The following is an 11,931-nucleotide window of genomic DNA, read 5'->3' as shown; positions in this document are numbered from 1 at the left end:
TTTTCCCAACATCTCCTTCAGCGTGGCGACGTCGAGCATCTGCTCGGCCAGCGTTGTTCGGGGAAAACGCCCCACTGGGGCCTTTTCCGATCCCTCCAACTCTTCAGCTTGGCATTCTCTGCCTCCAGCGCCTTCAGCCGCCGGGCATCGGAAACCTCCATGCCGCCATACTTCGATCGCCACTTGTAGAACGTCGCGTCGCTGATCCCGTGCTTGCGGCACAGCTCCTTCGCGCCGAGCCCAGCCTGGTGCTCCTTCAGGATGCCAATGATCTGCTCTTCGCTGAAACGGCTTCTCTTCATCGTCTGTCTCCTCGTCTGGAGAACAGGCTAACCTCAAAAGGAGGACTTTTCAGGGGAGCAGGTCAAAAGATAGCGTCGCGAAGTGAATGCTGGGTAGCGTGTGGTGAATGTGACGGATCGCACCTGTTAGCCGTCGCCCGGCGGCGACCGAAGCGGACCTTCGCCAAACCCGCAGCGAAAGACCGCCCTCCGACCAATTTCGCGTGCCGCCGAAGTAGCAGCGCGCTTATAATTTGCTTTGCTCAAATACCAAGTCCGGGACGACCACCTCCCAGTCCTCCCTGCGCAGCATGTGGTGAAATTTCTCACCAGCATCATCTTTGCGCCGGCGGATAATTGCGGCGATCTGACCGGAGACGAACCTAGTGCCTCCGAGTGGCGCAAATGCCTTTGCCATACGACCAAGCACCCGGCCCGACATGTCTTCGATCTGCCATCGACCTCCAGCCATCTTGAGCTGAATCGCGTCTCCCACCGTCGCCTCAGAGATCGCGCGGTGCACGGGATGCTGATCCTTCTGACGGCCTGCGAAAGACAGATCGACCATGCGCATCTCTGGCGACTGGAAGAACCGACGCGGTCCGGGCATTGCTGCGATATCCGGCTCTACATAGCGCGTGACAACCGCAGGCGACATTGTGGGCAGATACTCGTGATGATCGTTGCTCATAACGATGAGGTTTCGCCGCGCACGCGTCATGGCGACGTAGAAAAGGCGCCTCGGCGCGTCCTGATCTTCGTTCCGCGAGGGCCGTTCCCAGCCCCCGTCCATGATGACGACATCGTCGAACTCCAACCCCTTAGCCCGATGCGCGGTTAGGAGCTTCAGCCCTCGCTGTTCGCCCCATGAATCGCGCGACCATTCTGCGAACCATTCGATCACGTCGGGCGAAGGGATCGCTTTACCATCCACTTCGCGCGCGAATACACCAAGGCCCTCGCCGATCTGGTCGGTCCAGCGGCTTGAAGGTATGGTGTTGAGCAGATCCGTGAGATCGCCCAAGCTCACCATTCGACCATGCCCCTCACGCAAGCCGCGGATAAAAGCCTGCATCTCACGGGTTCGCCAGACGCCCGGCAGGTTCTCGTTCGCCATTTCGACCGGAATGCCCAGCGCTTCGGCAAAATCCCGGACCGGCAGGAGTTTGCGCCAATCGCGCGAGATGATCGCGGCACGGTTCCAGCTCCAATCAGGGACGAGCTTTGAAAGGCGGACCATCTCGTCGACTGCCGCAAGCGCTTGAGCCTCGTTCCCGGCAGGACAAGCGAGAATCTGGACCCGCCCTTGCGCAACCGGGTCGAGCTTTTCCATCACGCCCCCTGGCGGGTCCTTGCGGCGCGACTGGTCTAAAGTGATCCCATGCCCGGTCTTCATCCTTTCGCGCGCGCCCTCGATGACGGCGTTCGCGGCACTGACGATATTTCCTGACGAACGGTAATTGTCCGTCAGGAAAACCGGCTTTGCCGAGTAGTCCGCTTCGAACTGTCGAATGTGGCGCACCGAGGCCCCGGCGAAGGAGTAGATGTTCTGATCGTCGTCCCCGACCGCGAAGAGTGATATGCGTTGATCGGGATCATCGATGCTACGACCGGCCACCGCCGCGATCAGCGCATACTCTTCGGGGCCCACGTCCTGATATTCGTCCACCAGGATCCAGCGGAATCCTTGGATAAGCGTCTCGCGCAGCGCTTCTGCTTCGACCTTGTCCAGTCCGTCTCCCCGCAAAAGGCGGGCAGCGTCGGTCAAGAGCGTGTCAAAGTCTGGCGTCTCAGCCCCGGCCCTTCCAGCAAAGCTCGCCCCAACCAACCGCATTGCCAAAGCGTGGATGGTCAGCACAGTCACAAACCGCGCATCATCCCCGATCAGGCGGCGAAGGCGCTCGCGGATTTCCGCGGCCGCGTGGCGATTGTAGGCCAGCACCAGAATGCCATTTGGGTCCTCTCGCTTGATCCTGACAAGATAAGCGACACGGTGAACAAGGACGCGTGTCTTGCCCGATCCCGGCCCCGCGAGCACAAGGACATTTGTCTGTTCGCGGTCGTCGCGCACGATCTGGGCTTGGGTCGTGTTGCCCAAGTCATCCACGATTTCTGCATAGGTCTGAGGCGTCGCTTGGCGGCGAAACTCTGACATTCGCCCAGGCATCCACGCCTTCATAAAGTCGGCTTCATCCATGGCGAAATAGTCATGAGCCAGCTTTTGCGCGGTCTCGATATCCTCCATACCCTTGGCCGCATAGGCCGCCATGACGTGGGTCTGTATGGTCTGTTCGCCGTAGTGATCCTCAAGGGGTGCAAAGTGATGAGCCGTGAACCCGCCCCCCTTTTTGTTGATATGCAGTGTCATGGCAGAGCGGAACACGGACAGGCCTTTGCCCAGTGTGACCACCTGTTGCTCGTGCAGCCATAAGAGCGCCCGATCCATCAGTTTTGACGGATCATTGACCGAAGCCCGCAACAGCGCATCGCTGTTAATCGCAGCAAGCAGGTCTCCCAGCGTCGTCTCGACCGCAACATCCTTGCCCTTGAGGCCCACCTGCACCTTTTCGATCAGATGGGTCACCAGACGCTCGGCTGCTTGCCGGCGCACTTGCGCGGTTTGATCAATGATCGCCCAAGAGCGTTGCAACCGTACCATGAGGCTGCCTTTGGACGCCTTGCGCAGGCCGATGTTACCGCGCCCGCCTTCCATGTCGCGGCCATCCTGCGCAATTCCACGCAAGAGCCCCTCGACGATGTCGGGCCGGACCGAGGCATGACCACGCTCTCGCAAAGCCTGCGCGACCGAGGCGAGATGGCACGGCAGCACTTCGTCAATCTCCGCATCAGGCGCTTGTTCGCGCAAGATTTCGATAAGGTCCGCTTCCAGCCGCGACGCGGCCTCGAACCTCTTCGGTGACGCGTTTTCCACCCGAACATGAACGAATATGGTGATGTTGGTGTCGTCTTTGGCAATGCCAAGCGACTCAAGGTCCGCCAGCGCTTTGCGCACGCCCGACACCGTCAGACCGCTGATCCCGCAAAGCTCGTCCGTCGTAATCCCCTCTTCCTGAGGCGCGTTGACGATGTGCTGCACGATCGCCGTCAGATCATCACGCCGCCGCTGGGTTATGTCGGCCGCCGCCAAAATCTCGCGGACCTCGGCCATGCTGCGGACCCGAAGCGAGGCAGGAAAAACCTGCACCCTGTTTTCCTCGCGGTTCAACAGATGGGCCTCTTCAAGCCATGCCACCGCCGTCTTCACCCGCGTGTCGTCGGTGTTGCTGTCGCGCTGGAAGTCCCGGTCTTTCTCCTCATGGACGATCTCTCCGGGGGTCGCGACGATCTTGCCCTCTTTGCCGGTCCTCACATCAAGACGACGAAGCGCCTTCAAAATCGCACCGATTTCGTGGCGGGCCAGTCGGGACCTCGCACTGAGGCTGAATTGTCGGTCCACATCTTCGGTGTTGAACAACAGCACGCACTGCGCAGGGTCGCGGTCACGACCGGCCCGCCCGGCCTCTTGCATATAATTTTCCAACGACCCCGGCACATCGCCATGCACCACCAGACGAATATCCGGCTTGTCGACCCCCATGCCAAAGGCGTTGGTCGCGGCGATAACCCTTAGATTGCCGACGCGGAAATCCTCCTGGATCTCGCGCTTGTCGTCCGCGCTGAGGCCTGCGTGATATCGTTCGGCAGCGATCCCCTGCTGTTTCAGGAACTCTGCCACACGTTCGGTGGCACTCCGGGTCGCGCAGTAGACAACCGCACCCGATGCGCCCTCGCGAGGCAACCCGGCCTCAATTGCATCAAGGATATCGGTCAGTTTGGTGGACCGCTGGGTCGGCAGCACCTGAAAACTCAGGTTCGAGCGCGACGCACCGCCGTCAAGCAAAGTCAACTCGGCCCCAAGCCGCTCTTGAAAATGGCTACGGATATCCTGAACCACATCCGGTTTGGCGGTGGCCGTGAGACACAGAACCGGCGCGGGGTCGTCGCCCGAGCTTTCCTTGATGAAGCGCGAGACATAGCGATAGTCGGGCCGGAAATCGTGCCCCCATTTTGAAACGCAGTGCGCCTCGTCCAGCACCCAAAGCCCGACCTCACGTTGAGCCAAGACCGACCGCACCGTGGTCGAGCGCAGCTGCTCAGGCGAAATGAGCAGGATCGCCGCGTCGCCCATGCGAACCTTGTCGAGCGCGTCCTGTCGTTCGGGGAGCGACAAAAGCCCATTGATCGTGACCGCCGAAGATATCCCTGCGCGCACCAAACCCTGAACCTGGTCCGCCATGAGGGCGACCAACGGGGAAATGACGACGGTCAGCGCCCCCGTTTTATCGAACCTCGATAGCGCCGGGATCTGGTAGCAGATGGATTTCCCAGTGCCCGTCGGAAGGATCCCTAACAGGTGCTCACCTTCCATCGCGGTCGCGACGATCTTTTCCTGCAAGGGCCGCCCGTCGGCGTCGACCGGTTCAGGCCGGAACGACGGGAACCCGAACCAGCGTTCCAGCGCGCGGGTCGGATCGTTATGCTCGGCGCAATAGGCGCAATGGGGGTTGCGGCAATTCGAATCCCGCAAGTCTTTGACCAAACGCGCGGCATCGCGAAACTGTGCCCGCACCCACGGCGGCATGACGGAGTCTCCGCCGGCGACCGAAATCCACGCCAGCGCGTACGCCATCGGCCATCCAAGGTCCGCGTCCGAGAGGCGCTCGAGCACCGCGTCGACCTGCGCCCCGCAGGCCGCGTTCTTCAGAAGAGCGCGGATCGCGGCATGCGCCTCGGCTTCGGACGGCACCGCTGCGCCTCGAATGTCCGAGAACAATCGATCAAACCCCGCGCTGTGCATGCCTCGACATGTCAGCCAGTGATAGGCCAGCATTGTCTCCGGCGAGGCTGTATTCAGCGCATCGAAGGCCTCGATCTGGTTGCGCAAGACCTCGAACACCAGCCGCGCATCATACTCTGGGTCGTTGACGTGTCCGCTCTGTAGCCGCCCATCTCGATAGTGCTTGACCAGATGGTGATACGGGTTGCGCGGGAAGGCGAGCGGATTGAGCCAGAGCGTGTCAATCGCGCCCTCCGCAAGCTTTGAAAATCTTGGCGATACAGCCGTGAGATGCGGCAGATCGTGACGTAGGATGTTGTGGCCGATGATGTGGGCAAAGCCCGCGCAGAAAAGGTCGAGTTTCTCAAGCGCGTGCCGAGGATCGCCCTTTCGATGGACGATACCATCTCCGTCACCTTCAGGAACCGCTGCGATCGCAAAAATGCGAGCTTCATTGGGGTCGATCTCCAGGTCTACGGAAAGGCACCGGCCCAAGATTTCATACTTGTCCCGCGGTTTCTGAAACGCACCGCTGGTCGGCGGTTCGGTCTCCGGAGGCTCCGGAGTCTGCGGCCGACCGCGGGCAAGGGCTCTTGATAAGCCTCTGGTAATTATATTCTTCATGCGGTCAGGCTACCGTTTAATCCCAGGGAGCGGGACCCTCGGTAGCTATTTGACCAAAAACATTCTCACGATGCCACGCCAAGTTTACTGGATGGGGCCAGTCTCTCTTTTCGTCCGGCTTCCAGAGCTTTCCATTTGGACGCAGCAACCGATCCACAACGTCGCCCGGCACCTTGTTACGCGACACAAGGATCGTCTCACTGTCGTCAGCGACCGAGATCAGGCCACGATCGAACATCCAATGCAAGGTGCCGGACAGGGCAAGCCCGTTTCGCACAGAGTCGCTCCCTTTGTGCTCGACAGGTCTGATGTGCGCTGCCTGCACCTCGGGGCGCCCTCCCCCGTTGCGGAGCCTCAGTCCTGACATGGCGCAGCGATAATCATAGGCCTCACGCACCTTTCGGCGGAAAGCCACGTCGCGGTAGGGTCGCCGGGTCAGACGCTCCAGCACCGGCCGCTCAAAGATCGCAGCCTCTTCCGCCACCTCGGCTCCCGCGGGATCATACCGCACCGCCTCCTGACGCTCGAGATCTTCGGGCAGGCCCAGTCGCACGATCCGCGCGAAATCCTCGTCCGGCAATCGCCGCACCGCCAGTTGCACGGCACCGCCCTTTTTGGGGGTCCCGTCAGCCTCCATCAGTGCCTGTTCCAAGGGGCGGCCATTGATCAGCCGTGGCACTTCGGTATCGAGCGGCAAGAAGCTTCCAGGCTCGATCATAGCGAGAAACCGTCCCTCGACCCCAGGCTTGGGGATCACGCGCTGGATCTTGGCGACGGCGAAATACCCGCGCGGCCCGGCTTTAACCGGCTCGTAGTAAACGACCCAATCGCCGACAGCCTCTTGCACGGCTTTCAGATAGCTGCGGGGAAAGTCGTAAACGACGTCGGGTTCATCATCGTAAATCGAGTCTGCTTTGTGCAAAAGGACCAATTTCGTCATCCCACCATGGAAAACGATCCAGGCCCAAACGCAAGATCTCAAACGGCGTAGGTTGCCCAGGAACGTTTTTCAGTTTGCCAAATACCCGTGGTCCACCTTTCCGTTAAGTCATTGAAATATGGCCTCGCATTTCACACGGCGTGGTCCACATCAAAGCTTTATTTCTTTGGGTTTTGGGGCTGAAATGGGGGACCCCTACGGGCTGCCACTTTTCCATAAGTCTTCGGGATTTCTGGACTGGCAGGCACCATCCGCACATGTTCGATCTTGCAGCGCCAATCGGTGCGGCTGGCCTCGACCTGCGACCTCTGTCCCTCGCCGCACAAGCCTCCGAAGCGCTTCGTGCCGCAGCGCACCGACGCAGGCCCTGCCCCCGCCCAAAAAGCCGGATCTCGCATAAAAAAGACCCCACGAGCGCCGCGGGGTCAGTTGGTTCGCTTTGTGCAGCGGGAGGATTATTGGGCAGAGGCCAGCTGCCGCGGGAGTTTGAAGGTCCAGACGGTGCCGCCCTGGTTGAGGTAGTTCACCTTCTTCGCGACCTCGCCGCCCCAGAGCGGAACCGCGCCGCCCCACCCGGACACGACCGTCACGTATTGTTCACCGTCGATCTCGTAGGTGACGGGCTGGCCGACGATGCCGGAGCCGGTCTGGAACGACCACAGCTCTTCCCCGGTCTCATCGTCCAGCGCGATGAACTTGCCCTCGGGCGTGCCGAAGAAGACGAGGCCCCCGGCGGTGGTCATCACGCCACCCCAGAGCGGTGCGTCGTTCTTGTATTCCCACTTGATCTCGCCTGTTTCGGGCTGGATCGCCTTCAGTGACCCGATGTGATCCTCGAAGATCGGCTTGATGGTGAAACCGGCCCCCAGATAGGCGGCACCCTTCTTGTAGGAAATCGGTTCGTTCCAGATATCCATGCCCCACTCGTTCGACGGGACGTAGAACATGCCGGTGTTCTGGCTGAAGGCCATCGGCATCCAGTTCTTGCCGCCAAGGAAGGACGGCACGGCAAAGACCATCTCGCCCTTCTCGGCGTCCAGCGGATTGCCCGGCCGATTGTCTTCGTTGTAGATCGGGCGCCCCGTCTCGTCGATGCCGGAGGCCCAGCTGATCTCGGACACGAAGGGCGTCGCGTTCACGAAGGCACCGTCTTCGCGGTTCAGCACGTAGAAGAAGCCGTTACGGTCGGCGGTGGCGAAGCGTTTGTTGCCGTCCGCATCCTCGAACGCGACGACCTCGTTCACACCGTCGAAGTCCCAGCCTTCGCGCGGGGTGGTCTGAAAGTGCCACTTGATCTCGCCGGTGGCCGGGTCGATGCCCAGACGCGAGGCGGCATAGAGGTTGTCGCCCGCGTTGCCCTCGGTCGGGGTGCCCGCGTTGCGCAGGTGGCTGTTCCACGGGGCCGGGTTGCCGGTGCCGAACACCAGCGTGTCGGTGTCGGCGTCATACGAGCCGCCAAGCCATGTGGCGCCCCCGCCGGTCTTCCACATATCGCCGGGCCATGTCGCGTTGAGCTCGCCCGTCATGGTGCTTTCTTCACCGTTGAGCGTGCCCATGTGACCTTCGATCACCGGGCGGGTCCAGACCAGTTCGCCGGTCTCGGCGTCGCGGGCCTGCACCTCGCCCACGATACCGAATTCACCGCCGGAGTTCCCGGTGATGACAAGGCCGTCCACGATCAGCGGCGCTGCGGTGTAGGAATAGCCTTCCTTGTATTCGGCGATCTTCTTGTTCCAGACGGTATCGCCGGTCTTGAGGTCGAGCGCGACGATGCGCGCGTCGAGCGTGCCGAAGTAGATCTTGTCACCGAAGATCGCCGCCCCGCGATTGATGACGTCGCAGCAGGGCAGAATGCCTTCGGGCAGGCGCGCGTCGAATTGCCAGACCTCTTCCCCGGTCTCCAGATCGATCGCGTAGAGGCGCGAATAAGACCCGGTGATATACATCATGCCGTCATAGACGAGCGGCTGCGTCTCCTGCCCGCGCTGTTTTTCGCCACCGAGCGAAAAGGCCCAGGCGGGCACGAGGTTCTGCACGTTGTCCTTGTTCAGCGTGTCCATCGGCGAGTAGCGCTGAAGATCGCGCCCCATGCCGTTGGTCAGGATGTTTTCGGGCGTGTCGCGGTCGTTGGCGAGGTCCTCTTCCGTCACATTGGCGAAGGCCGGGCTGGACGCGGCAAGGGCCACAGTCACTGCGACGGCGGCTTTGACAAATCTGTTCATCTGTATCCTCCCATGGATAGTCTGGCGTCCGACCCTTGATCGCTGATGTGACCGGACGCTGGTCGAGCCGCTTTCATGATCGGCAAGCCCTATCCCCGGGCAAATTGGCTAAAGGTCGTAAGACCTCTACGACCCCCTTGTTTTCAAGGGTTTCCCACAGCAAAGCGCGCCTTGTCCTTTGGTCCTATTTGCGGGCCCTTCGCCCGCTTCTAGGATGTTCGATGCAGACTTTTCGGGTGCGGATCGTGGAGCCGGGCCGGGAGGCCGACGTGACAATGCGACGCGCACCGATGCGCCGTGCGGCCCAGACCGCGCCGCCGCGACTTACTCGGTCAGACTGGCGAGATAGGTCACGATGAAATCTTGCACGGTGGGATCGTCGATACCGACATGGCGCATCTTGGTGCCGGGAAGAAACCCGTCGTTGTCCTCCATCCATGCCTTGAGCGCGCCGGAGGTCCAGACGAACCCGGCGCCCCGAAGGGCGTCCGAATACGGGTAGTCGGCAAAGGTTCCCGCTGCCCGGTTCAGCACGCCGTTCAGCAAGGGGCCGTAGCTGGCCCGGTCGGCCTCGACCGAGTGGCAGCGGTGACATTCCTTGTCGAAAAGTCGTTCACCGGCCTGCGCTTTTATCGCGTCGTATTCATCGGCAATGGCGGGGGTGGCGAGACAGGCGACGAGGGCGAGGGATAGACGTATCATTTGGAACTCCTGAGCCGCGACCTTGGGTGATCGCGGTTCTCAGGATCGGCCCGATGCCGCCCTAAACCCTTGATTTACGTCAAACAAAACCCCCGACCTTCGTCGGGGGTCATATACGACCTTCGTCGCAAATCCGGGTCAGAACAGGGTCTGATACCGCCATTCGTCGGCATCGGGCGTCACTTCGTCCAGATCGTAGTCGGCGCGGCGCAGGCGTTCGGCGACCGGAAGGCCCTCGTTCGCCGCTTCGTCCACCAGTCGGCGTCCGGCTTCCTCATCCTGCGCGACGCCCCGGCCGCGCAAAAGGTCGAGACCCCGGTTGAACTTGCCCACGGGATCGCCCGCTTCGGCGGCCCGGCGGTTCCATTCGGTCGCGGCTTCCAGATCCTGCGCGCCGCCCAACCCATTGTCGTCGAGCTGGCTCATCCAGGTCATCGCGCCGGTATAGCCATCTTCGGCGCAGCGCGTGAACAGTTCGCGGGCCAGACCATGACGCCCGGACTTGGTGACGAGGTAGCCGGTGGAACACAGGACCATCCCCGATTGCCCGTCTCGGATATTCTCCATCACGCGGGCCATCGACATTTCGTGCGGGTTCAGCGTGCCGCCATCGTCCACCGTCGTGCGCTCGCCCAGATCCAGGGCGAGGTCTTCGGCACCGGCGGGCAAGGCCCACAACAGCAGCGTGGCGATCAGCGATAGTCGGGTCATCGGGTATCCTCCGCACCGGGAGTGTGCCACAGCCCGCCCCGCCCGTTTATCCGACCTACGTCGCGAAATTTCTACGACCCTGCCGGTCCCCCGGCCTTCTGTCGCACCATCCCCCGCCCCGGATCGTAGCCCCAAAGCGCGATCCCCATGAAGACAAGTCCTGCCGCCACCGTGACGCCGAGCGCGAACCAGTTGGGCTGGACGTAAAGCGCGAAGCGCACCGCTTCGACCGCGTGGGTGAAGGGGTTCGCAGCGCAGATGTCGTGCAGAAGCGCGCTCGCTTCGGCCATCTTCCAGAGCGGATAGAGAGCGGAGGACAAAAAGAACATCGGGAAGATGACGAAGTTCATCACGCCCGCGAAATTTTCGAGCTGTTTGATCGTCGATGACAGCGCGATCCCCAGCGCGCCGACCATGAAGGCGGCCAGAAGCAGGACGGGCGCGACGGTGAGGTAACCGAGCGCGGGAAACCGAATGCCGTAAAGGGCGGCGATGGCGAGGAATGCATAGGCCTGCAACACCGACATCAGCGCCCCGGCAATGAGCTTGCAAGTCAGAAGCCACCAGCGCGGCAGCGGCGCGGTCAAGAGCAGCCGCATGGTGCCCAATTCGCGGTCCATGACCAGCGACAGCGAGCTTTGCATACCGTTGAACAGCAGGATCATCCCGACCAGCCCCGGCACGATGTAGGTCTCGAAGGTGATATAGGTCTCGTAGGGCGGGGTGATGGACAGGCCGAGCGCCGCGCGAAAGCCTGCCGCGAAGACGAACAGCCAGATGAGCGGTCGCACGAGCGCCGCCACCAGCCGCCCGGTCTGCCCGAAAAAACGAAGCCCCTCGCGCTGGCAGATCGAGATGAGAGCGGACAGCGCGTGTTTCATCAGGCGGCCTCGTCGGCCCGGACCGCGCGGCCCGTCATGGCAAGGAAATGTGCGGTCAGTGCGGGGCCCGTCGCCGGAGTGCGCCCCTCTTCCAGAACGCGGCCCTTGTGCATGATGACGAGGTGATCGCCCGGCGCCACCTCGTCGGTCAAGTGCGTGGCCCAAAGCACGCTCAACCCCTCGTCGCGGGCAAGCGCGTGGACATGCGCGGTCAGGTCGTGGCGCGTCGGCGCGTCGAGACCGACGGTCGGCTCATCGAGCAGCAGGACTTGCGGGTCGTGCATCAGGGCCCGCGCGATTTCGAGCCGCCGGCGGTGGCCGCCGTTCAGCGCGCGCACCTTTTCGCCCGCACGCTCTTCCATCCCCAGACGCGCCAGCGCCGCTTCGGCCCGTCCGCGCATACCGCGCCCGGTGAGCCCCTGAAGCCCGGCGAAATAAAGCATGTTACGCCAGACCGAGAGGTCGAGGTCGAGGGTGGGATGCTGGAACACGACGCCCGTCACCGCAAGCGCCGACCGGGTCGCGCGGTCCATGTCGTGACCCGCCAGCACCAGCTTGCCCCGCTCGGGTCTGAACAGCCCCGTGAGCAGCCCGAAAAGCGTCGACTTGCCCGCGCCATTGGGGCCCAAGAGCGCACAGAACGCGCCGGGGGCCACGTCGAACGACACCTCGTCCAGCGCCCGGTGCCTGCCCCAGTGATAGGTGACGTTTCGAACCGAAAGACCGCTCATCC

The 11,931-nt window shown here is 62.2% G+C and carries 7 protein-coding genes and 1 pseudogene; all 8 read right to left on the bottom strand.

Going from position 1 to position 11,931, the window contains the following annotated elements; genetic code table 11:
• Positions 1 to 302 (bottom strand): annotated as a pseudogene (locus tag RB2654_RS23950) (transposase); the annotation flags it as partial.
• 226 nt (positions 303 to 528) lie between these two features.
• On the bottom strand, positions 529 to 5,613 hold the full coding sequence (locus tag RB2654_RS20175) for a RecQ family ATP-dependent DNA helicase (protein ID WP_050772003.1): 5,085 nt from the start codon (positions 5,611 to 5,613) through the stop codon (positions 529 to 531).
• Between the two features lie 145 nt (positions 5,614 to 5,758).
• Entirely contained in the window at positions 5,759 to 6,682 is a 924-nt protein-coding gene (locus RB2654_RS20170) for an HNH endonuclease (RefSeq protein ID WP_008335249.1), read from the bottom strand.
• A gap of 455 nt (positions 6,683 to 7,137) precedes the next feature.
• Positions 7,138 to 8,904 carry a PQQ-dependent methanol/ethanol family dehydrogenase gene (locus RB2654_RS20165; protein WP_008335247.1) on the bottom strand — a complete coding sequence of 589 codons (1,767 nt, stop codon included), beginning with the start codon at positions 8,902 to 8,904 and terminating at the stop codon, positions 7,138 to 7,140.
• A 324-nt stretch (positions 8,905 to 9,228) separates the two neighbouring features.
• Complete coding sequence (locus RB2654_RS20160; protein WP_008335240.1) at positions 9,229 to 9,606, bottom strand: c-type cytochrome; 378 nt, start codon at positions 9,604 to 9,606, stop codon at positions 9,229 to 9,231.
• 138 nt (positions 9,607 to 9,744) lie between these two features.
• The gene (locus RB2654_RS20155) at positions 9,745 to 10,317 is read right to left on the bottom strand and encodes a tetratricopeptide repeat protein (RefSeq protein ID WP_008335238.1); all 573 of its coding nucleotides are present in this window, start codon (positions 10,315 to 10,317) and stop codon (positions 9,745 to 9,747) included.
• Between the two features lie 71 nt (positions 10,318 to 10,388).
• On the bottom strand, positions 10,389 to 11,198 hold the full coding sequence (locus RB2654_RS20150) for an ABC transporter permease (RefSeq protein WP_008335237.1): 810 nt from the start codon (positions 11,196 to 11,198) through the stop codon (positions 10,389 to 10,391).
• On the bottom strand, positions 11,198 to 11,929 hold the full coding sequence (locus tag RB2654_RS20145; protein WP_008335236.1) for an ABC transporter ATP-binding protein: 732 nt from the start codon (positions 11,927 to 11,929) through the stop codon (positions 11,198 to 11,200). Before RB2654_RS20145 ends, RB2654_RS20150 begins: the two co-directional genes overlap by 1 nt.
• Positions 11,930 to 11,931: the final 2 nt, after the last annotated feature.

This window comes from Maritimibacter alkaliphilus HTCC2654 (assembly GCF_000152805.1).
Classification (GTDB): Bacteria; Pseudomonadota; Alphaproteobacteria; order Rhodobacterales; family Rhodobacteraceae; genus Maritimibacter; species Maritimibacter alkaliphilus.
This window is presented reverse-complemented; position numbering and strand designations above follow the sequence as displayed.

What these genes read in the sequence shown, in the direction of transcription:
- RB2654_RS20155 (WP_008335238.1), bottom strand. Translation starts at nt 10,317, where the DNA reads ATGACCCGACTATCGCTGATCGCCACGCTGCTGTTGTGGGCCTTGCCC.
- RB2654_RS20160 (WP_008335240.1), bottom strand. Translation starts at nt 9,606, where the DNA reads ATGATACGTCTATCCCTCGCCCTCGTCGCCTGTCTCGCCACCCCCGCC.
- RB2654_RS20170 (WP_008335249.1), bottom strand. Translation starts at nt 6,682, where the DNA reads ATGACGAAATTGGTCCTTTTGCACAAAGCAGACTCGATTTACGATGAT.
- RB2654_RS20150 (WP_008335237.1), bottom strand. Translation starts at nt 11,198, where the DNA reads ATGAAACACGCGCTGTCCGCTCTCATCTCGATCTGCCAGCGCGAGGGG.
- RB2654_RS20165 (WP_008335247.1), bottom strand. Translation starts at nt 8,904, where the DNA reads ATGAACAGATTTGTCAAAGCCGCCGTCGCAGTGACTGTGGCCCTTGCC.
- RB2654_RS20145 (WP_008335236.1), bottom strand. Translation starts at nt 11,929, where the DNA reads ATGAGCGGTCTTTCGGTTCGAAACGTCACCTATCACTGGGGCAGGCAC.